Origin of the sequence: Kitasatospora sp. MAP5-34 (assembly GCF_029894335.1) — a bacterium.
Lineage (GTDB): Bacteria > Actinomycetota > Actinomycetes > Streptomycetales > Streptomycetaceae > Kitasatospora.
This window is the reverse complement of record NZ_JARXZC010000023.1, coordinates 71,670-93,102: the sequence shown is the minus strand read 5'-3', so window position 1 is coordinate 93,102 and position 21,433 is coordinate 71,670. Positions and strand designations below refer to the sequence as shown.

Below are 21,433 nucleotides of genomic sequence, written 5' to 3'. Positions count from 1 at the left end.
CTGCGTGGTGGGGTGCCGTGTCGTGGGGTTCGCGTGGTTCAGGTCAGCTGGTTCGTGTCACTCGGTCTCCGGCGAGACGGTCTCCGGTGCGGTGCTCCCGCTCTTCGGCCACTCGTGGGCCAGCAGGGACCAGACCTCCTTGTCGTGCCGGATGCCGTTGTGCGGGAAGTACTCGCGCAGCACACCGTCCAGGTGCATGCCCATCCGCTGGGCGACGGCGCGACTCCGGGCGTTGCGGGTGCTGCTGTACCACTCGACGCGGTGCATCCCGCGTTCCACCAGCGCGTAGTCGATCAGGTGCCGGACGGCGGCGCTGATCAGGCCGCGCCCCTCACCGGCCGCCTCCGACCAGACGCCGATCTCGCAGTTGCCGGACGCGGCGTCGAAGTGCACGAACATCACCCCGCCGACCAGGGTGCCCGCGTCCCAGATGCCGAAGATCCGGCCGGTGTCCGTGGCCTGCCTGTCCGCGTAGCCCTGGAGGGTGGCGCGGGCGGACGCCAGGTCGGTGGAGCGCGAGGCCCACGGGATCCAGGGGTCGGTGTTCGCCCGGGCCCGGTCTATGTGGGCCAGGAACTCGGCGGCCTGCCACGGTTCGAGCGGGCGCAGCTCGGCGTCGTCGGCGAGCGGAATCGCGTACACAGGGGCCTCCGGAGATCGTTGGCGGGAGAGGTACATAACAAACGTTTGGTAGGTACCATAGCGCCCATGACGCCCGCCCGTGGAGACCACGACGCCCGCCGTACCGAGGTCTCCGAGGCGGTCTGGCAGGTTCTGGCCGAACGCGGCTTCGGCGGGCTCACCCTGCGTGCCGTCGCCGCCAGGATGGGAGCCAGTACCGGGCTGCTCACGCACTACTTCCCGAACAAGCGGGCGCTGGTGGCGTACGCGCTGGACGTCCTGGAGAAGCGGTCCGCGCAGCGGCCGCGCCCGGCTGCCGAGGCGGTGGCCGAAGTGCTGGGTGCGGCCGCTGGGGGCGCTGCGGGCGCTGCGGGCGTGGCGGGGATGGGTGGCCGGGGTGGGGGTGCGGGGCGGGCCATGCTGCGGGCGACGTTGCTCGACATCCTGCCGCTCACGCCCGCAGGCGTGGCCGGCAACCGGATCTGGGTCGGTTCCTGGGATGTGGCGCTGGCCGATCCGGATCTCGCCGCCGAGCACGCCGCGCGGTACCGCCGATCGCGTGAGCGGATCGCCGAGTTGGTCACGGCGGCCCAGCGGGCCGGGGAACTGCCTGCCGAGCGGTCGGCCGAGGAACTGGCGGCGGCGGCCCAGAGCTTCGTGCTCGGGCTGGTGGTCCAGGCGCTTTTCGCGCCGACGGAGTTCTCGCCGCAGCGGCAGACGGACCTGCTGGACGCGTACCTCGACGCCATCTGAGGGCAGCGGGCTGGGCGCCGTGCCTTGGGAGCCGTGCCTGCTGGATCCGCTGCCCGCCGAGTGCCGCTCGTGGGGCAGTGACCACATGCGAACGGTGACCCGTGAGTGGAGCTGGGCCAAGGACTGCCGCGAGGCTGGTGTGGGTGGTGTGACAGGTGGTGCCCCCAGCAGGATTCGAACCTGCGACCTACCGCTTAGAAGGCGGGTGCTCTATCCGCTGAGCTATGGGGGCGTGACAGGCATCCGCCCGGGAGGGCGTCGGCCGGTTGCGGATGGGGTGGCGAACCCCTGGGCCCTGTCCGCGACAGGATGTTCCGGGACAGGATAAGGGGGGCTGGATACTCCCCTGGGTCTTCAAGCGGTGTGCCGGGTGTGTCGGTCTTGGTGGAGCGGTCCGATAATCGCAGGTAGAGGCTGGCCATGCAGCGGTCTGACGCGTTCTGAGGCTGGCCGTTGTGCAGTCGTTACGGGGCTGTCGCCCCTCCCGTTATGGATTCGGTGCGGACAATGCCCCGGCACGCGCGGCGGGTGGGGGCGGGTTTTGGTTCCGTCAGTCGGATGACATGGACCGATGCACTTGCTGTCCACTCGTTCGGGCATCGGACGGGCTGGCGGGGCGGGCGGCCCGGGGGTAGGGGCGGGCTGTGCCGCGGGTCACGCCTTGGCTTGTCATGACCCCGAAAGATCTGGGGTCCCGGTGGGCGATTTCTGAATCGGATTCACTCCGGAGAGTGACCCAAGTTATCCACATGCCGGAGTTGTCCACAGGATTTCTGAAGGAACTGGCGGAAATTTCCCAGGATGGGTCACTCTCCTCGCAGCAGTGATTCCACTCGGTGATTTCCGATGGGCGGAGGCGTTCCGTGAACGAGACCTTGGTAACCATGGTCGGCAATGTCGCGTCGGCGGTGAGCTACGCGCAAACGTCCGCCGGAGTCCCGGTTGCGAACTTCCGAATGGCGGCCACCGAGCGCCGGTACGACCGGAGCAAGGGCGACTGGGTGGACGGTGACACCAACTGGGTCACGGTGGTGGCCTGGCGTTGGCTGGCGACCAACGTGGTGAGTTCGGTCAACAGGGGCGATCCGGTGGTGGTCAGTGGCCGACTGCGGATCAGGGAGTGGGGTGAGGAGGACAAGCGCCGCTGTGTGGTCGAGATCGACGCCAGGGCGGTCGGCCATGATCTGGCCCGGGGCACGTCGGCGTTCCGCTGGGCGGTCCAGGCCAAGCCCGAACTGGTGGCGGGGCGTTCGGCGCGTGAGGAGGTCCCCGCTCTCGGGTCGGCGGTCGCTCCGGTGGAACAGGCGGTGCCCGACTGGATTGTGGCGGCGGTCGAGGCGAGGCGGGGCGCCGAGCCGGTCGAGTTGATGGTGGGGGAGGTGATGGGGGAGGTGGTTCGCGAGGGCATTGCGTGTACTGACCGTGTCACTACCGCTTGAGATCGGAGAGTTGCCCGGCGCGGGCACTTCCGGGTGGGAAGTGTGCACTACGGCGACTGTTCCTGATTCCCGGTGAGATTCTGTTGAGCCGTCAACTCTACTGGTTGATCAGTTCCTTGATAACAATATAGATACGGAAGCGATCTGGGCTGGCGCGGAGGTTTGAGAGCGCCTGCGGCTCAATATGATGCGTCTCGTTCACACAGGTGCAGCAGTGCCGCACAGGGCGCACTGCTTTGCAAGGCGGGCTGCCATCGGCATGGCCCAGCCCGGAGGGATCTTTCATGTTCCACAAGCAGGGGCGGGCTCTCTCCCGCATAGGCACTGTCATGCTCACGTCTACTCTGCTGGTGGGTGGCGGGCTCATGACAGCGGGTTCGGCCTCCGCCACGACCCCCGGCGGCTCCGGGGTGACGGCGCACCTGCTCCCCGGCCTCAGCCATGGTCAGCCGGTCACCATCGACGCGCCGGGGCATCAGGAGTTCGGCCAGGCGGGTCTGTTCGCGATCCAGGCCTCGGACGGCAGTAACCTCCCCGTCTACTGCATCGACCTCCTCAACGGCACCCGGGACAACGCGAGGTACCAGGAGACCGACTGGGGCTCCAGCTCGCTGGCCGGGGCGGCCGGCCCGAAGATCAAGTGGATTCTTGAGCACTCGTACCCCAACGTCAGCCCGGGGCAGCTCGCCACCGACGCGTCCGCCAAGGGCACCCAGCTCGACGGCCTGACGGCGGACGAGGCCGCTGCGGGCACCCAGGTCGCCGTCTGGTCCTTCTCGGACCCGAACGTCCCTGTGCACCAGCAGGACGCGAAGGCCGAGCAGCTCACGCAGTACCTGATCGACCAGGCGCAGGGGGCCACGGACGGGGAGCCGAAGGCCAGTCTCACCCTGAACCCGGGCTCGGTCTCCGGCAAGAGCGGCGACCGGCTGGGACCGATCACCGTCGACACCACCGCCGCGCACGTCGACCTGGGCCTCGACCCGGTGGCGGCCAAGGCCGGGCTGGTCCTCACCGACGCGGCCGGCAACGTCGTCAAGAGTGTCAAGGGCGGCGACGCGATCTTCGCCAAGGCCCCTGCGGGTGCGGCGCCCGGGACGGGCACGATCACGGCCACCAGCTCGGTCGAGATCCCGGTCGGCCGGGTCTTCACCGGCGCGGACGAGGACGGCAACCACAGCCAGACGCTGATCCTGGCCGGCGCGAAGTCGGTCTCGGTCTCCGCCACGGCCACCGTCACCTGGGCCCCGACCGGCCCGATCCCGGCCGTGACCGCCAAGGTCGACTGCGCGCACGGCGCGGTCGTGGTGACCGTCACCAACAACGGTGACCAGGACTTCGTCTTCACCCTGGCCGGCCAGACCGTCACGGTGAAGCCCAAGGGCACCCAGAGCATCCCGGTCAAGGTGGCCGAGGGCCAGAAGTACGACATCGTCGTCACCGGCCCGAACGGCTTCAAGCAGGAGTTCAAGTCGGTCCTGAACTGCAAGACCACCAGCAGCACCGGCACCCCGACCTCGAGCCCGACCCCGGGCACCGGTCACAGTGCCACTCCGTCCCCGAGCGCCACCGGCACCCCCGGCGGCGGCCTGGCCTTCACCGGTGGCGGCGGCGAGACCCCGCTGCTGGCCGGTATCGCCGGTGCGCTGGTGATCGCCGGTGGCGGCGCGGTCTTCGCCCTGCGCCGTCGTGGCCGGCACAGCCGCACCAGCGGCTGACGGTGGCCCGGCCGCAGTCCGCAGTCCGCCGTTCGTAGCAGCGGCTGACGGCTGACGGCCGGCCGACCGCGCGGCAGTGCCGGCCGGCTCCGTCCCCCTCGGTGGGGGCGGGGCCGGTCGGCTTCCGGCCCGGGGATGTTCCCGTCCGCGCTGCTCAGGGCCCTGGCGGATATCCGGTTCGGGAGCCCCGGCCCAGTGCGGCACAATGGAAAGGTTGCAACCCGAATACTCCCGACGACGCCGGAGCGATCTCACGTGGCGGAATTCATCTACACCATGCGCAAGCTGCGCAAGGCACACGGCGACAAGGTGATCCTTGACGACGTGACGCTCAACTTCCTCCCTGGGGCGAAGATCGGCGTCGTCGGCCCCAACGGCGCCGGCAAGTCCACCGTGCTGAAGATGATGGCCGGTCTGGAGCAGCCCTCGAACGGTGAGGCCTACCTCTCTCCCGGCTACACCGTCGGCATGCTCCTCCAGGAGCCCCCGCTCGACGAGTCCAAGACGGTCCTGGAGAACGTCCAGGACGGCGTCAAGGAGATCAAGGGCCAGCTCGACCGGTTCAACGAGATCGCCGAGCTGATGGCGACCGACTACTCGGACGAGCTGCTCGACGAGATGGGCCGGCTTCAGGAGAAGCTGGACCACGCCAACGCCTGGGACCTCGACGCCCAGCTCGAGCAGGCCATGGACGCCCTGGGCTGCCCGCCCGGCGACTGGCCCGTCACCAGCCTGTCCGGTGGTGAGCGCCGCCGCGTGGCGCTCTGCAAGCTGCTGCTGGAGGCCCCCGACCTCCTGCTCCTCGACGAGCCCACCAACCACCTCGACGCCGAGTCGGTGAACTGGCTGGAGCAGCACCTCGCCAAGTACGCCGGCACCGTTGTAGCGGTCACCCACGACCGGTACTTCCTGGACCACGTCGCCGAGTGGATTCTCGAGCTCGACCGTGGCCGCGCCTACGCGTACGAGGGCAACTACTCCAAGTACCTCGAGACCAAGCAGTCCCGTCTCAAGGTCGAGGGCCAGAAGGACCAGAAGCGCGCCAAGCGCCTCAAGGAAGAACTTGAGTGGGTCCGCTCCAACGCCAAGGGCCGCCAGGCCAAGTCCAAGGCCCGCCTCGCCCGCTACGAGGAGATGGCGGCCGAGGCCGACAAGATGCGGAAGCTGGACTTCGAGGAGATCCAGATCCCGCCGGGCCCGCGCCTGGGCAACATCGTGGTCGAGGTCAACAACCTCTCCAAGGCGTTCGGCGACAAGGTCCTCATCGACGACCTGAGCTTCACGCTGCCGCGCAACGGCATCGTGGGTGTCATCGGCCCCAACGGCGCCGGCAAGACCACCTTGTTCAAGATGCTGCTCGGCGAGGAGACCCCGGACGGCGGCAGCATCAAGGTCGGCGACACGGTCAAGACCAGCTACGTCGACCAGAGCCGCGCCAACATCGACCCGCAGAAGTCGCTGTGGGCCGTGGTCTCGGACGAGCTGGACTGGATCAACGTCGGCCAGGTCGAGATGCCCTCGCGGGCCTACGTCTCCGCCTTCGGCTTCAAGGGTCCGGACCAGCAGAAGCGGGCCGGCATCCTCTCCGGCGGTGAGCGCAACCGCCTGAACCTGGCGCTGACCCTGAAGCAGGGTGGAAACCTCCTGCTCCTCGACGAGCCCACCAACGACCTCGACGTCGAGACGCTCTCCTCGCTGGAGAACGCTCTGCTCGAGTTCCCGGGCTGCGCCGTGGTCATCTCCCACGACCGCTGGTTCCTGGACCGGGTGGCCACCCACATCCTCGCCTACGAGGGTGAGAGCAACTGGTTCTGGTTCGAGGGCAACTTCGACTCGTACGAGAAGAACAAGATCGAACGGCTGGGCGCCGATGCTGCCCGTCCGCACCGGGCCACGTACAAGAAGCTGACCCGAGGCTGACGGTCAGACCGACCGGCAACTGGGGGGTGGAAGAAGGAGCGGGGCGACAGCCATCGGCCCGCGCCGCCGCCCCCCAGTTGCTGGTCGGTCTTAGGCGCAATGCCCGCGCAACAACGGCCCGGCAGGCTGCTGCTGTGAAGGTGGTCTGCCGGGCCGCCGCCGGTCGCCAGTGAGCTACCGGTGGGTAATCAGAGGTTGAGGAGAACATTTCGTGGCACGCCACATATACGCCTGCCCCCTGCGGTGGTCCGACATGGACGCCTTCGGGCACGTCAACAACGTGGTCTTCCTGCGCTACCTGGAGGAGGCCCGGATCGACTTCATGTTCACCCAGGCCACCGCAGCCGGTGCCGGGGAGTTCGCGGGTGGCTCGGTGGTGGCCCGCCACGAGATCGACTACAAGCGCCCGCTGGTCCACCGGCCCGCGCCGGTGACGATCGAGACGTGGGTGACCAAGATCGGCGGGGCCTCGCTGACCGTCTCCTACGAGATCAAGGACACCGCCGAGGACGGCACCGAGACGGTCTACGTCCGGGCGTCCACCGTGGTCGTTCCCTACGACCTGGCCGAGGGCCGGCCGCGCCGGATCAGCCCGGTGGAGAAGGACTTCCTCAGCCGGTTCATGGACGAGCTGCCGGTCGCCGTCGGCTGACCTCCGCCGCTCCTGCCGCCACCGCCTCCATCCCGAGTGAGCTGATCCGTTGACCACCACCGACCGCCTCCTGCTCGCCGATGCCGGGGAGGCCGCGGACCTGTCCGCCTTCCTGGTCCGCCTGCTGCGCTTCGACCGGGCGGCGGCGGTGCGGCTGCAGGCAGTCCCCTCGCCGGGAGCGTCAGCAACCGGGCCGACCGACGAAGGCCCGGCCGGTGTGCTCGCGGTGTTCGGGAGGCTGCCGCTCGGCGGTGCGGGGGCGTTGGCGGTACGGACCGTACGGCTGGCGCGGCTCGACGCGGCGGCCGATGTCACGGTCTCGGCCGGTCAGCTGCTGGAGTCCGTGGACGAGCGGGCCGGCACTGTGCGGCTGCCCGCGCCCGTCACGGGACCGGCCTGGACCGGTCTGCTGCCGCCGCGCACGGGCTGGCAGCCGGTGGGCGAGCCGCCAGCCGCCCAGGTCTTCCCCGAGGTGATGGCCGCCGTCCGGGAGTTCAAGGAGCGCAGCGAGGCGGTGCCGGAGCACCATCGCACCCGCGCCGTCCTGGACGCCCTCGCGGACGAGATCTGGTCCCGTCCGCTCGTGGCGCTGCCCGAGCTCCCGCTCCGGGCCGCGCATGCCGCCTACGTGGTGGGGTTCCTCAAGCCCGCCGCGCCGCTGACCGTGCACCGCGTCGGTGGCTGGCGGCGACTGAGCGCACCGGCCGGTTCGATCGCGGTGCGCAGCAGTGCTGCCCCTGGGGCCGGGCTGGGCCTCAGCCCGCTGCGCTGAGCGGGCCGTCAGCCCGCCGTGTTGACCATCGAGGCGGCGGCGTAGGTCAGGTAGTCCCAGAGCTGCTGTTCCGCGTCCTCCGAGAGCTCCAGCTCGTCCACGGCCACCCGCATGTGCTTCAGCCAGGCGTCGTGCGCGGCCTGGTCCACCTTGAACGGGGCGTGCCGCATCCGCAGCCGGGGGTGGCCGCGCTCGTCGCTGTACGTCCGGGGGCCGCCCCAGTACTGCATCAGGAACAGGGCGAGCCGCTCCTCGGCCGGGCCGAGGTCCTCCTCGGGGTACATCGGACGCAGCAACTCGTCCTCGGCGACGCCCTGGTAGAACCGGTGGACCAACCGCCGGAAGGTCGGCTCGCCGCCCACCGCGTCGAAAAAGGTCTCCTCGCTGAGCGTGCCACGCCGGATAACAGTCACCTGACCATCGTCGCAGACGCCGCAGGGGCCGTACACCAGGACTTTCGGCGTACGACCCCTGTGGCGCGCAGCCGGCTTCAGCCGGCTTGGACCGACCGGCTCAGCCGGCTCGCGGCTACGCGTCGTCCCAGCTGAAGAACCGCCAGGAGATCGCGGTGAACAGCGCGGCGAAGGCGAGCAGTCCGCCCATCGCGGGCAGCACGTCCATCACCCCGCCGCCCTTGCTCAGCACCGACTGGGCGGAGGTGACCAGGTAGCGCATCGGCAGCGCGCGGGACACGGTCTGCAACCAGTGCGGAGCGTTGTCGATCGGGATGAAGGCGCCACCGAGGAAGGACATCGGCAGCAGGATGATCTGGCTGATCCCGCTCGCCGCCTCCTCGGTCTTGGCGATGGCACCCGTCAGGAAGCCGATCGACATGAAGGCGATCGTCGCGCAGACCACCAGCGGCAGCACCAACCACCAGTTGCCGGTCAGTTTCAGGCCGAAGAACGGCATGGTCGCGACCACCAGGAAGATCGCGGTCTGGACGAACGCGACCACGACGCTCACCGCGACCCTGGCGGCGACCACCGACCCGATGCTGACCGGGGCCAGCCGCAGCCGCCGCAGGACCCGCCGCTTGCGCCAGTTGACCAGCGTCAGCGAGGTCCCGAACACCGCGCCCGTCGCGACCGCGTAGCCGAGCAGGCCAGGAGTCAGGTACTGGATGGCCTTCAGCGAGTTGTCCTCGACCTGGCTGGGCGCGAGGGTGAACTTCGGCTGCTGCCCGGAGGCCGCCTGGTTGGCCTGCTGGACGACCGAGTTGACGATGGTCTGCACCGCCCCGGCCTTGACCTGGTCGGACATGCTGAAGCGCAGCACCACCTGGCCGTTCGGGCCCTGCTCGACCAGGCCGTCCAGGTCGCCCTTCTTCACCTTCTGAAGTGCGACGCTCTCGTCGTCGTACTTCGTGATGGTGACGGCCTTCTCCAGTTCGGTCCGGCTGTCACCGGGCATGGAGTCCAGCACGGCCACCTGGCCGACCTCGGCGATCTTGACGTGCGAGGTGCCCGCGTTCTTGGTCAGCACACCGAACAGCAGCAGGAAGATCAGCGGCATGGCCAGTGTGAAGAACAGCGCGGTGCGGTCCCGCATGAAGCCGGTCAGCATCACCCGGGTGATGCTGACGAAGGTGCTGACCCGCTCCTTCTCGATCGAGGGGGTGTTGGTCGAGGGGGCGCTCATGCGCGGTACTCCCGTCCGGTGAGCTGGAGGAAGACGTCCTCCAGGGTCGCTCCGCGCACTTCGAGCCCGCGCAGCGCGTTCTGCTCCGCCAGCACCGAGAGCACCGGGCCGGGGCCACGGGTCGAGACGGCGAGCGAGACCCCGTTGTCGTCCAGGTTGGCGATCTCGGCACCGGCCGCCGCGAACAGCTCGCGGGCCGCCTCGACACCGAGCTGCCCGGACTCGACGCTCACCCGGACGGTGTCGTCGATCTCCCGTACCAGGGCCGCCGGAGCACCGGTCTTGAGCACCTTGCCGTGGTCCATCACCGAGACCCGGTCACAGAGCACCTCGGCCTCGTCGAGGTAGTGGGTGGTCAGCACGACCGTACGGCCCTCGGCGTTGATGTCGCGGAGCAGGTCCCAGAGGTTGCGGCGGGCCTGCGGGTCGAGACCGGTGGTCGGCTCGTCGAGGAAGACCAGCTCCGGGTCGTGCGCCAGTGCGCAGGCGATCGAGAGCCGCTGGGCCTGACCGCCGGACATCTTGTCGGTGAGCACGGACGCGGAGTCGGCGAGGCCGACCCGCTCCAGCATCGCGTCGGCCCGCTTGGGCCCGACGCCGTAGAACGAGGCGAAGGTGCGGATGGTCTCACGGGCCGTCAGCTTCACGAAGAAGGCCGAGGCCTGGAACTGCACGCCGATGCGCGGCAGCAGCTTGGCGTTGCGCGGCCAGGGTGCCATCCCCAGCAGCTCGATGCGGCCCTCGTCGGGCTCGCGGATCCCCTCGAGGATCTCCAGAGTGGTGGTCTTGCCGGCCCCGTTGGGCCCGAGAATTCCGTGGAATTCGCCCGTTTCGACGGTGAGTGACACACCGTCGACAGCTTGTACATCCCCGTACCGCTTACGGATTCCGTCAGCGGATATTGCAGCAGTCATGACCACAGACCTTAGGCGCTGTGGCGGGTTCTGTGCAGATCACCTGCGCGAATCTTGAGGATCGGGCCCTTGACGACCGGCCCTTGAGGACCGGCCCTTGACGGCGGGCGTCGGCCGGGCCCCTGGCGAGAGGCCCGGCCGGCGGTCCGTCAGGCGCGGTGCAGGGTGATGGTGGTCCAGGCGCCGATGTGGATGCGGTCGCCGTCGTTGAGCGGGATCGCGGTGTGCGGGGGGACGGTTTCGGAGCCGCCGTTGACGGTGGTGCCGTTGGTCGAGTCCTGGTCGACCAGCACCCAGCTGCCGTCCGCCTGTTCCGCCAGCATGGCGTGCTGGTGGGACGCGCCCGGGTCCTCCGGGGGCACCGAGAGGTCGATCTCCGGCACGGTGCCCTTGTGCTGGCTTCGCCGGCCGATCCGCAGCTGGCCGCGCCCGGTCAGCGGGATCCGCCGCTCGGGGCAGTACGGCGGGAAGAACAGCCCGGCCGCCTCCGGCCCGCTGCGCGCCATCATGTCGGTGAAGTAGTCACGGTCGGCGCTGACCACCGCCATCCAGGTGGCGCGGACGGGCTGCTGCGCCGGGGGAGCGGCGGGTGCGCCGGGTGCAGCACCGGGAGGTGCCAGCCGGAAGGACGTGCCGAACTCGTCGCCCGGGCCGTTCTGTCCCGGCTGCGCGTACACCGGTCCGGAGGTGTCGAAGCTCCCGTCGGGTTCGGGGAACTGCGGGGCCTGGGTGTAGGGGGCCTGCTGCTCGTACGGCTGCGGACGGCCGAAGTCGGGCTGGTAGTACGGGGCCTGCTGTCCGGGCTGCGCCGCCTGGGTGGGCTGCGGCGGCTGGGCGTACGGGTCGGGCTGGGCCGGCTGCTGCGCGTACGGGTCGTGCTGCCCGTACGGTGCCTGGGCCGGCGCCGGGGGCGGGTAGCCGTACCCGGCCGGGGCGGTGGGCGGCTGTGCCGGGGGCGGGCTCTGCCGCTGCGAGGGGGCGGAGAGGTCGAAGTCGTACCCGCACTCCTCGCAGTACCGTCCGGTCTGCGGGGTCCGGCAGATCGGGCAGGTGACCAGGCCGGCGGTGACGTCCGGGCGGGCCTGCCCAGAGGCCGGCGGCGGGGCCATCGGCGCGGACGGTCGGCCGGGGGGAGCCGAGGGCGCGCCGAAGGGAGCCGCGCCGGGCACCCCGATGCCGGGCGGCGCGGTCATCGGAAAGCCGCAGAAGTCGCACCAGTCCTCGGCCTGCGACTCGTGGCCCCTAGGGCAGATCGGCATTAGTTCCCCCACATTCCAGCAGGTCCGGTGCGACCTGATGAACCGGTCACTTCTTCACCCGTACGGTCTTGGTCGAGCGAGTCTCGAGGGTCATCGAGTCGGCCTCGCTCACGTTCTTACGGAACCGAACCGTACCCTCCTTGGGATCGACCACGTCGACCACCTTCTGCAGGAGTTTGAACGTGCCGTCGTTCCCGGTCTCGTGGGCGATCCGTACGGCGGCTCCGAGCTTGGCCGTCGCGCGGTCGAGATCGCCCGCGCGGTGCGCCTCCAGGCCCTCCTGGATGGAGTCCGCCAGCTCGGCCTGGCCGGTGTAGTGGGCGACCTGCGGGCTGATCCGGGTGGAGGAGGCCAGGTCGTCCGTCCAGACGGCCTTCACCAGACCCTGCGAGAGCACCTCGGTGCTGCCGTCCGGCTTGGGCAGCACCAGGCTGATCCGGGCCGCGAGCATCTCGTTGCCGACGGCGGCCGAGGGCACCTCGATGCAGACGTGGTAGTCGCGGCTCTCGTCGCCCCAGGAGCCGGTCGGGTAGTCCCCGGCGCGCGGGCCGGCCTCGGCGCGGCGCTCGGTGAGGTCCTCCACGGCGGGGGCGACCTGCTTGACGTACTTCACCACCGCGTTGGCCGGCGTCCAGACCCGCAGGGCCACGTCGGCGACCTGCTTGCCCATGGCGTTCTCCATCATGGTGCGGAAGTCCTCGGCGAGACCGGAGGACTCCGCGACGATGTCGACGGTGCCGAGCAGGGTGGAGGCGATCTTGCGCAGCTCGGCGACCTCCCAGTCGGTGCCGACGCCCCGGCAGTCGACGGTGAACTTCCCGGTGACCCGGTCCAGGACGCGCTGCAGGTCGCCCGGCTTCTCGTGCTCGTTGCGGCCGTCGGTGAGCAGGATGCCGTGCCGGATGGCGATGTCGGCCCGGCTGTTGAACAGCTTGTCGGCCATGGTGAGCCAGGTGCCGATGGCGGTGCCGCCGGACGCCTTGAGCTTGCGCAGCGCCTGCTTGGCCTGCGCGCGGGTGTCCTCGGAGGCGACCGCGAGAGAGCCGTTGGCCGGGTAGATCTCGTTGGCCTCGTGGGTGCCCGCGACCACCGCGAAGGCCACGCCGTCGCGCAGGGTGTCGATGGCCTTGGCGGTGGCCTCCCGGGCGTTGCGCATCTTCTCGGAGGGGTAGTCCATCGAGCCGGAGCAGTCGACCATGATCACCACGGCGGCGTCGGTGGACCCGCCGCCGTCCGCCGGTGCCGCCGAACGCGCGGCGGTCCCGCCGCCGGTCGCGGTGACGGTGACGATCGCGCTGACCTCACGGGCGCCGTCCGCGAGGTACTCGTTCTGGAAGATGTCGACGGCGAAACTCGGGTGGGATTTGGACAGCAGGGCCATCGTTGCTCCTGTCGAGCGGTCAGGGAGGAGTCAGGGAGGTGAGGGAGATCAGGTGAATGGTCGTGGGTCAGCTGGTTGCGCTGTGCGGTACCACCGGAAGGTCCAGCAGGGTCGGGGCGTGGTCCTCGTCGGTCTCGACGAGCGGTGTGATCGGCAGCACGGCGACGGTGATGTTGTCGTGGCCGCCCGCCGCGACCGCGAACTTCACCAGGGTCTGGGCGGCGCCCAGCGGGTCCGTCCTGGCGTCGGCCGGGACGACCTCGGCGAGGTCGGTGGCGGCCTCCGCGTAGTTCCACAGGCCGTCGGTGCAGACCAGTAGGACCCCGGGCACGTGCGGGGTGAAGCTGATGGTGTGCGGGTCGATCTCCTCGGCGTCCGCGCCCAGCCAGCCGGTGATGGCGTGCGCGCGCGGGTCGGCGTACGCCTCCGCCTCGCCCATCAGCCCGGCGGCGACCACCCGGGCGGCCCAGGAGTCGTCCTCGGTGAGCCGGTACGGCTCGGCGCCGGCCCGGTCGTCCGGGACCCAGTACGCGCGGGTGTCGCCGACCCAGCCGATGGTGACGAGCCCGGCGGCGTAGACCGCGCTGACGTAGGTGCAGGCCGGGGCGTTGAGGCTGCGGCCGGGCGGGTTGGCGCCGTCGCGGGCCAGTGCGGCCACGGCTCGCGCGGCCACCGCGATCGAGTGGCGCATCGCCGCAGCGGGCTCCCGCCCCTGCTCCAGTGCGGTCAGCAGGGACTCCGAGGCGGCGTCCACGGCGGCGGCCGACGCCTCGTCGGGCCGGGCGGAGGAGGAGACGCCGTCGCAGACCACCGCGACCACGGCGGGCGCGCCGCCGGGCAGCGTGGTGGCCGCGACGGTGAAGGCGTCCTCGTTGCGGTGGTGCCGCAGACCCCGGTCGGTGACCCCGGCGACGCCCGACAGCGAGCGCTCCTGGTGGTCACGCGGACGTGGCTGGACGCCGCCGCAGGCTTCGCAGTAGCCGTCGTCGGCGACCTCGGCCGCCGCGCAGTGCACGCAGGCGGGCCGGGCCGCAGCCGGAGGTTCAGTAGCCGGCGGCTCGGCGGTCGGCGGTTCGACAAGCTCCGGCGGCAGCAGGCTCAGACCGCACGCCTCGCAGAAGACGTCCTCCTGGTCCAGCGGCTCGGCACAGTTCGGGCACACGGTCTGCTGAGGCATCGGTTCACACCCACGTCCGGGGGCGGGCGCGGTTCGCCCGCTCCACCATCTCGATCCTGGTCTCGGTACGGTCGGACAACCGCGCCAGTACTCGGTAGGAGTGTTCCAGGGCGAACCGCAGTTCCCGTTCACCGGCCGGATGTCCGAGTACGTCGACCTTCTCCGGCTGGGCGGGGGCGGCGGGCCGCCCCGCGAGCACCCAGCCCAGCGCGCTGTCCAGCACCTCGACCGAGAGCTCCTCGCGGCGCCGGGCGTCCAGCGTGAGCGCGGTGAGCTGCTCGGAGCAGCGGTTCAGCTCGGGGCCGAGCGGGTCGCCGGGGGCGCGGCCGCGCAGCCGGGCGCGGACGGCGCCGATCCGGGCGGCCGTGTAGTGGGTGGAGGACTCGGGTACGGCCTCCAGCGCGAGCACCGCGCCCGGCCGGTCACCGGCGGCGAGCCGGACCCGGGCGAGCCCGAAGGCGGCGCTCACGTACGCCCGGTCGGTGCTGCCCACGAGCCGGTAGAACTCGGCGGCGTCCTCGCCCTCGCCGAGCAGCTCGGCGCAGACGGCGAGCGCCAGCTTGGGCGCCGGCTCGCCGGGGAAGGCGTCGTAGATGGCGTCGAAGGATTCGGCGGCCGCCGATGGCTCCTTGGCCACCAGCGCGGCCAGACCGCGGTACCAGACCACCCGCCAGTCGTCCGGGTGGTCCGCCTCCAGCGTGCTCAGCAACGCGGTGACGGCCCGCTGGTCGTGCTGCTCCAGGCGGGCCCGGAGTTCGCGCAGCGAGAGCTCCACCGAGGGGACGGTGGCGCTGCGCAGGGCGGCCAGCGACTCGGCCGGTGAGCTGGCGACCAGGGTGGCGAGGAAGCCGGAGTTCGGGTCGGTGGCGTCCACCCGGGGGACGGGCAGGGCCAGCGCGGTGGCCGCCGGGTCGATCGGATCGGTGGCCAACTCGGTGTCGACGACGCGAAGTTCGGGCCCGAACAGGGTGGAGAGTGACGGTCGGGGCCGGCCGTCCTGCAGGCTCAGCACCTCGCGCAGCACGCCGGTCAGCTGGTCCGCCATCTCCTCGGCGGAGGAGAACCGGCGGGCCGGGTCCGGGTCGGTGGCGCGGACCAGGAAGCGGTAGTACGACTCGTATTGGGTGAAGAGCGGTACTTGCTCGGGGTCGGGCAGCTCGAACCGGTAGGTGGTGCTGTAGCCCTGGAAGTCGAAGGTCATCACGGCCAGCGTGCGGGCCACCGTGTAGAGGTCGGAGGCGGGTGACGGGCCGTCGGTGGCGATCTCGGGGGCCTGGTAGCCGACGGTCCCGTAGATCGGGCCGTCGTCGTCGAAGCGGCGGACGGCTCCCATGTCGATGATCTTGAGCGAGTCCTCGCTCTGGATCACGTTGTCGATCTTGAAGTCGCAGTACACCAGCCCCCGCCCGTGCAGGTAGCCCATCGCGGGCAGCGCCTCCAGCGCGTACGCGATGGCCTGCTCGACCGGCAGCGGCTCGCGTCGGCCGTCCGCCGAGCGGCTCTCGTTGGCGATGTCCTTGAGGGACTTGCCGCCGACGTACTCCATCACTATGTAGCCGTCGATGGAGCCGGACCGGCTGTCCGGGTGCTCGACGAAGTTGATGATGCGGACGATGTTCGGGTGGTCCACCTCGGCCAGGAAGCGGCGCTCGGCGATGGCCACCGCGAGGGCGTCCTCGTCGCCGGTGTCCAGCAGGCCCTTGAGCACCACCCAACGGTCGCTGACCCGGCGGTCCACCGCCAGGTAGATCCAGCCGAGCCCGCCGTGCGCCAGGCAGCCCAGCACCTCGTACTGACCGCCGACCAGGTCACCGCGGACCAGCTTCGGCGTGAACGAGTACGCCGTACCGCACTTGGAGCAGAAGCCGTCCGGGCGGCCCGGGGTGCCGTTCTTCGCCCGGCCCACCGGGGCCTCGCACTTGCTGCAGAACCGCTTGCGCTCGGGCACCTCGGGGTTGGCCAGGACGGCCGCCGCCGGGTCCTGCTTCGGCACGGTCGGAACCGTCACCAGTCCGGCGCCGAGGTTGCCGCGCCGTACGGTACCGGTGCTGCTCCGGCTGCTGCGCACCGAGACCGAACGGCCGCTGCCGGTCCGGGTGGAGCGGTGCGAGCGGGAGCGCCCGGACATCGTCCGTGAGGAGCCGGTCCGGGTGGAGTCGGGCGAGACCCGGGCCGCCGGTACGAACGGCTGGGCCGTCCCGGCCGGTTCGGCCGCGAGGCCGCACTCGTCGCAGTACCCGTCCGCGTCGATCGTCCCGGTGCAGCCCCTGGTACAGGCGCTCCCGGCACCCCCGGCACCCCCGGCACCCCCGGCACCCCCGGCACCCGAAACCGAAGGGACGGCGACGGGTTGCGCGGCCAGGCCGCACTCGTCGCAGTAGCCGTCAGCGTCGATCACACCGTTGCCGGAGCACTCCGGCCGCCCACATGCCTCGCCCATGAAACTCAAGCCCCCTGCCCGTCCTGATACGTAGCGGCCGGCTTCGTCGCCGGTCGCAGTGCCTGCTGGAACCGCCCGACCGCGTCCGCCGCCGCCCGCAGGTCGCACGGAGCGCTCCAGAGCAGCCAACGGGCTTTCTCGAAGCGTTCGATCACCTCCGGGTCCTCGGCGACCCCGAGTCGGGCGGCCATCGCCTTGTACGCCTCCAGCCGACCGCGCAGCTCGGCGCGGACCGCCAGCGGCTGGGCCACCTCGGTCAGCGAGTGCCTGGCCCGGTCCAGCTCCTTGGCGGCCGCGTCCTCCAGTGTGTCCAGCAGTGGCGCCAGCCGGTGCCACTGGCCGGTCTGCTGCAGCTCCACCGCCAGCGCGATCCGTTCGCGCAGCGCCGAGGCCGGCCCTGGCACCGCCGGGACCTCGGTCGCGGCGATCTTCGCCAGCACCTCGCCCCGGGCCCGCCGGGCCTCGGCGAGCGTGGCGTCGGCGCGTTGCAGCAGGTCACCGACCTGCTGGAGCCGCTCGTGCGCCTCGTCGCGCAGCCGTAGCAGCCCCTCCAGCTCGACCCGGACGCCGTCCAGGGCCCGGCCCGCCCGGTCGAAGCGCTCGGTGTCCACCGCCCCGGCGGGCGCGCCGGCGGTCGCCGTGACGGCGGTGCCGCCGCGCTGCGCGGGCACCCGGCCCGGCCGCCAGAGCGCCAGCGGGTCGGCCAGCACCTCGGCCCGCAGCGACGTCAACTCGTCGTTCAGCCCGGCCAGATCGTCGGCCAGCGGGTGCACGCCCGGTCGTACGCCGACCGAGGCGGAGAGCATCCGGACCCGGCCGAGCTCGGCCAGCAGCAGGTCTATCCGGGTGGGCAGCGCCGACCAGACCGCGTCGGCGGCGTCCACCACCTCCAGCACGGTGGCGTACCAGGCGTTCATCCGGTTCATCAGCTCGGCCAGGCTGATCTGCTCGACCAGCCGGGCCGGCAGCGCGCTCGCCACCTCCGGCAGCCGGCTGCCGGAGACGGTCACGGCGGCGCCGCTGAGCAGCTCGCTCAGCTCGGCGAGCTCCGGAGCGCCGGGACGGTTGCGCCGCGAGCGCACCGCGCGGGCCGAGGCCAGCGCCTCGGAGTAGCGGTCGAAGAGCGCCCAGAGCAGCGTCAGGCCCTGCTCGGCGACGGACCAGCGCTCCTGGGTACGTCCGCTCAGCGCGGCGCCCTCCAGCAGGCGGCGCCCGGGATGGTCCTGCAGGGACAGCAGCGCGGCCTCCACGGCCTCACGCTCCGCGCTCAGCCGCACCAGGGCGCGGTCCACCTCCTCCCGGCTCATCACCGGGCCAGCAGATCCTGCCAACGCCATGTCCTTCCTTCTTCCCCCGGGTGCCCCCGGCGGCTCCCGCCGCGCGGGTCCGTCACCGAGGTGATTCCTCCAAGCGGCCGCGACCACGGCCGACCGGGCAGCCTACGGCAGGTACTGCGCCGAGGAGGAGCCCATGCTCGGTGCCAGCCAGTGGTTGTAGCTGTCCTGCCAACCGCCGCCGGCCCGGTAGTCCGCCAGCACCTGGTTGACCCGGGCGACCAGGTCGGTGTCCTCCTTCTTCATGGCGATCCCCATGAAGGCGGGGGCGATCGTCTCGCCGGCCAGCTCGGTCGTCGGGTCCTGCGAGGTCTGGGCCGCCGCCAGCACATCGTCCGTCAGCGTCGCGTCCACCTGCCCGAGCTGCATCAGGACCAGGCAGTCCAACTGGTTCTCCACCACCTTGACCGAGGCCGCCCCACGGGAAATCCGGGCCAGCTCGGTCTGTGAGGAGGACTGGTCGGCCACGCACGCCCGCTTGCCCTTCAGCCCCTGAGCCACCGAGGTGACTTTCGCCGCCTTCGGTACCACCAGTCGCTGGCCGGAGGCGAAGTAGGGGGCGGAGAAGGAGATCTGGGTCAGGCGGTCGCAGGTGATCGTCATCGTACGCGTGATCAGATCCACCTGGCCGTTCTTGACGGCATCGATACGCTTGGCGGTCGGTACGGTCTTGAAGGTCACCTTCTCCGGGTCCCCGAGGATGGACTTCGCCACCGCCCGCGCGAGGTCGATGTCGAAGCCCTCGATCCGCCCGGTCTGCGGGTTGCGGAAACCCCAGTGGTAGCTGTTCTGGTCCACGCCGACGATCAGGGTGCCGCGCTTCTTGATCTCCTGGACCTTCGGCCCACCCTCGTACGTGCTGGGCGGCAGGCTGCGCATGTCGCAGCCCGCGTCCGCCGCCGCGAGCTGCGGCGCGGCGGCCGGTGCCCCGGCGGGCGCGCCCTCGGAGGTGCCCGCGCCGAGGACCCCGGTGGCCACCACGACCGCCGCCACCACCGCCTTCGCCCGTACCGAACCGGCCGAACGTACCGGCACCCGAGCTGCCGTCGCCCGACGTGACGTAACCTTGCGCATCGTCATCTCAGCCCCCGCTACCGGTACTCGGCCAGCCGTCGGCCGAGGCCGACGAGTACGCCCGCTGTGGCCAGCGCCGCGAGCAGCGCCGCCCCTGCCGCCAGAATCCCCAGCGAACCGTCGACACCCTGTGCCGCCGACCTGAACGCCGCCTGCTCCACGACCGCGGCCTTGGCGAGCTGCTGGTCCATGGCGTTGAACGCGCTGTCCGAGCTGTTGGTGCCCGTGCCGTTGCTGCCGGTGCTGCCGATGGTGTCCGTGAGCGCGGTGTTGTAGTCGCCCGCGTCGTTGCTCGCGGCGGCTGTCCGGTGCCAGGTGTCCCAGACGGCGAACTGCGCCTTGGCCTGCGTCAGGTCAGCACCGGCCTCGCCGGGCGCGCCCGCCCGGGCCTGGTCGAGCATGCCGCCCTTGGTCCGGGACTTGCCGTCCACCGTCGGCGGGCCCGCGAGCAGCGCGGTGACCGTCGCCCAGCGCTTGGTGTAGCTGTCGGTGGCGCCCCGGGCGACCAGGTCGAGGTTCTCGGCGGCACGGGACTGCAGGGCCTCGGTCCGGGCCTGGTCGAGGGCCCGCAGCGGCAGGGCGCCGTGGCTCCGGCTGGCCGACAGGTCGGCGCTGCCGGACACGGTGCCGGACGTCAGCCAGACCAGCGCCGCCAGTACCGAGGCGGTGGCGCCGAGCAGGCCCAGGTTGAACACCCGGTTGGTCCGGCGGCGCAGCAGCAGCTGGCACCGGATCAGACCGGCGAGTGTGACCACGCCGAGCCCGGCGGCCGCCCAGGGGAAGCTGCGGGCGTCCGCGTAGTCGGCGTCCAGCTGCCGGGACTCCACGTCGACCAGCTGTTGCGCGGCCGGCAGCATGGTGTCCTGCATCGTGTTGGAGGCGTAGCGCAGATACGCGCCGCCGAGCGGCAGCCCCTGCCGGTCGTTGGCCCGGGCGGTCTCCACCAGGCCCGCGTACTGCGGCAGGTCCTGGTTCAGCTGGGTCACCCACCGCTGGGCCCCGGAGGACGGGCCGGTCCGGGCGGCGGCCTCGGTGAGCAGCCGGCCGGCCGTCGTGAGGTCGTTCTGGTAGCGGTCCCGGACGGCCTGCGGCGCGTCCCCCGCCAGTAGGAAGCCGCCGGCCGCCGTGGTGTCGGCGTCGGCCAGTGAGCGGTAGATCTCGGCGGCGTCCTGGCTGAGCGGCTCGCTGTGCGAGAACACCTGGCCCGCTGCAGTCGCCCTGCTGCTGACCTGCCAGGCCGTCAGCGCGCCGAAGGCCAGCACCAGCACGGCCAGCACCACGCTCGCCAGTCGCAGCCGCCCGGGCGCCGTGTCGGCCGCCCCCCGCAGCCGTGCCACCGCCCGTTCGGCCGGCTTCGGTGCTGCCCGCTGAACGGGCAGTGCCGTCGCCGGTCTTCCTGGCTGTACCGGAGGTGTCACCATCTGCCCCGCCTTCCCCCTGTGGACCGCCCCTGAGTGCCGGGCGTGGGCCCGATGCCAGCAGTATGGCCGTCCGGGTGAGTGGTCACACGCGAGTTGCGCCGATCTTGAGCTTCGGACGGGACGACTGTCGCCTGCCGGTCACCTGCCCGTTCCGGGATGTTCGGGGACGTTCCAGGATGAGTGGTTACAGATGGGGACGAATGTGGACGGGCAGCGCGGGAGGTGCCCTGTGCTGCTCCGCTCCCGACCCGGATCCCGACCCGAACCGGGGCTCGTGCCCCGGGAACGGCCGTTCTACCATGGACCCCATGCGTCTGCTCGGAACGATCACGCCCACCCGTCCGCTCATCGTCGTCGCGGTGCAGGAGGAGGCCGTCTACCTCGGCGACGCCTTCCCCGTCCTGCTCACGGGCATGGGGAAGATCAACGCGACTGCGGCCCTGGCCACCGTGCTGGCCCGGGGCGAGCACCCGTCGGAGATCGTCAACCTCGGTACGGCCGGCGCGCTCCGCCCGGGCTGGGCCGGGACGCACCAGGTGGCGCGGGTGTTGCAGCACGACATCGACACCCCGTCGCTGTTCGCGCTCACCGGCAAGACCTACGGAGCGGCGATCACCGTCAGCGAGACGGCCGGGCCGACGCTCGCCACCGGTGACCTCTTCGTCTCCGACCCGGCGGCCCGTGACCGGCTCGCGCTGGAGGCGGACCTGGTCGACATGGAGGGCTACGCCATCGCCGTCGTCGCCCAGCGGGCCGGAGTGCCCTTCCGGCTGATCAAGCACGTGAGCGACGAGGCGGGCGAAGGCGCGGGCCGGGCCTGGCGCGAGTCCGTCGACGACTGCGCCAAGATCCTCGCCGACTGGCTGCACACCCAGCAGTTCTGAGTCGTACCCGGTCCGGCCCGCCACCGCTCCGCC

At 71.3% G+C, this 21,433-nt stretch carries 18 protein-coding genes and 1 tRNA gene; 7 read left to right on the top strand and 12 right to left on the bottom strand.

Annotated features, from left to right (window positions below):
- Positions 1-57: 57 nt before the first annotated feature.
- Positions 58-642 (bottom strand): GNAT family protein, encoded by a 585-nt coding sequence (locus P3T29_RS19780; protein WP_280717852.1) that lies wholly within the window; start codon positions 640-642, stop codon positions 58-60.
- Between the two features lie 66 nt (positions 643-708).
- Here P3T29_RS19780 and P3T29_RS19775 point away from each other — a divergent pair, with 66 nt between their 5' ends.
- Positions 709-1,374: a TetR/AcrR family transcriptional regulator gene (locus tag P3T29_RS19775; protein ID WP_280717851.1), complete on the top strand. Its 666-nt coding sequence runs from the start codon at positions 709-711 to the stop codon at positions 1,372-1,374.
- 156 nt (positions 1,375-1,530) lie between these two features.
- Here the strand turns inward: P3T29_RS19775 and P3T29_RS19770 are convergent.
- Positions 1,531-1,606 (bottom strand) — tRNA-Arg (locus P3T29_RS19770).
- Between the two features lie 631 nt (positions 1,607-2,237).
- On the opposite strand from P3T29_RS19770, the gene ssb reads away from it, so the two are divergent.
- The 5 genes from ssb to P3T29_RS19745 all read left to right on the top strand — a co-directional run bounded on the left by ssb (position 2,238) and on the right by P3T29_RS19745 (position 7,875).
- Entirely contained in the window at positions 2,238-2,813 is a 576-nt protein-coding gene (gene ssb, locus P3T29_RS19765; protein WP_280717850.1) for a single-stranded DNA-binding protein, read from the top strand.
- A gap of 329 nt (positions 2,814-3,142) precedes the next feature.
- Positions 3,143-4,531, top strand: a complete 1,389-nt coding sequence (locus tag P3T29_RS19760; RefSeq protein WP_280717849.1) for a Cys-Gln thioester bond-forming surface protein — start codon at positions 3,143-3,145, stop codon at positions 4,529-4,531.
- Positions 4,532-4,786: 255 nt separating this feature from the next.
- Positions 4,787-6,451: an energy-dependent translational throttle protein EttA gene (gene ettA / locus P3T29_RS19755; protein WP_280717848.1), complete on the top strand. Its 1,665-nt coding sequence runs from the start codon at positions 4,787-4,789 to the stop codon at positions 6,449-6,451.
- 211 nt (positions 6,452-6,662) lie between these two features.
- Complete coding sequence (locus P3T29_RS19750; protein WP_280717847.1) at positions 6,663-7,103, top strand: thioesterase family protein; 441 nt, start codon at positions 6,663-6,665, stop codon at positions 7,101-7,103.
- Positions 7,104-7,152: 49 nt separating this feature from the next.
- A complete protein-coding gene (locus P3T29_RS19745; RefSeq protein WP_280717846.1) occupies positions 7,153-7,875 on the top strand; it encodes a hypothetical protein in 723 nt (240 codons plus the stop codon).
- Between the two features lie 8 nt (positions 7,876-7,883).
- On the opposite strand, the gene P3T29_RS19740 is transcribed toward P3T29_RS19745, so the two are convergent.
- From P3T29_RS19740 to P3T29_RS19695, 10 genes are all read right to left on the bottom strand, one after another.
- Positions 7,884-8,288 (bottom strand): globin, encoded by a 405-nt coding sequence (locus tag P3T29_RS19740; protein ID WP_280717845.1) that lies wholly within the window; start codon positions 8,286-8,288, stop codon positions 7,884-7,886.
- A gap of 115 nt (positions 8,289-8,403) precedes the next feature.
- Positions 8,404-9,516 carry an ABC transporter permease gene (locus tag P3T29_RS19735; RefSeq protein ID WP_280717844.1) on the bottom strand — a complete coding sequence of 371 codons (1,113 nt, stop codon included), beginning with the start codon at positions 9,514-9,516 and terminating at the stop codon, positions 8,404-8,406.
- Positions 9,513-10,430, bottom strand: coding sequence for an ABC transporter ATP-binding protein (locus tag P3T29_RS19730; protein WP_280717843.1), 918 nt, complete (start codon positions 10,428-10,430; stop codon positions 9,513-9,515). The genes P3T29_RS19735 and P3T29_RS19730 overlap by 4 nt, the downstream gene beginning before the upstream one ends.
- A 149-nt stretch (positions 10,431-10,579) precedes the next feature.
- The gene (locus tag P3T29_RS19725; RefSeq protein ID WP_280717842.1) at positions 10,580-11,689 is read right to left on the bottom strand and encodes an FHA domain-containing protein; all 1,110 of its coding nucleotides are present in this window, start codon (positions 11,687-11,689) and stop codon (positions 10,580-10,582) included.
- 46 nt (positions 11,690-11,735) lie between these two features.
- Positions 11,736-13,070 carry a VWA domain-containing protein gene (locus P3T29_RS19720; RefSeq protein ID WP_280717841.1) on the bottom strand — a complete coding sequence of 445 codons (1,335 nt, stop codon included), beginning with the start codon at positions 13,068-13,070 and terminating at the stop codon, positions 11,736-11,738.
- A 67-nt stretch (positions 13,071-13,137) separates the two neighbouring features.
- The gene (locus tag P3T29_RS19715; protein ID WP_280717840.1) at positions 13,138-14,247 is read right to left on the bottom strand and encodes a protein phosphatase 2C domain-containing protein; all 1,110 of its coding nucleotides are present in this window, start codon (positions 14,245-14,247) and stop codon (positions 13,138-13,140) included.
- A 4-nt stretch (positions 14,248-14,251) separates the two neighbouring features.
- Entirely contained in the window at positions 14,252-16,687 is a 2,436-nt protein-coding gene (locus P3T29_RS19710; protein WP_280717839.1) for a serine/threonine-protein kinase, read from the bottom strand.
- 5 nt (positions 16,688-16,692) lie between these two features.
- Positions 16,693-18,024, bottom strand: a complete 1,332-nt coding sequence (locus P3T29_RS19705; RefSeq protein WP_280717838.1) for a hypothetical protein — start codon at positions 18,022-18,024, stop codon at positions 16,693-16,695.
- A 102-nt stretch (positions 18,025-18,126) separates the two neighbouring features.
- Positions 18,127-19,056, bottom strand: coding sequence for a glutamate ABC transporter substrate-binding protein (locus tag P3T29_RS19700; protein WP_280717837.1), 930 nt, complete (start codon positions 19,054-19,056; stop codon positions 18,127-18,129).
- A 56-nt stretch (positions 19,057-19,112) separates the two neighbouring features.
- Entirely contained in the window at positions 19,113-20,432 is a 1,320-nt protein-coding gene (locus tag P3T29_RS19695) for a hypothetical protein (protein ID WP_280717836.1), read from the bottom strand.
- Between the two features lie 392 nt (positions 20,433-20,824).
- Here P3T29_RS19695 and P3T29_RS19690 point away from each other — a divergent pair, with 392 nt between their 5' ends.
- A complete protein-coding gene (locus tag P3T29_RS19690) occupies positions 20,825-21,400 on the top strand; it encodes a nucleosidase (RefSeq protein ID WP_280717835.1) in 576 nt (191 codons plus the stop codon).
- Positions 21,401-21,433: the final 33 nt, after the last annotated feature.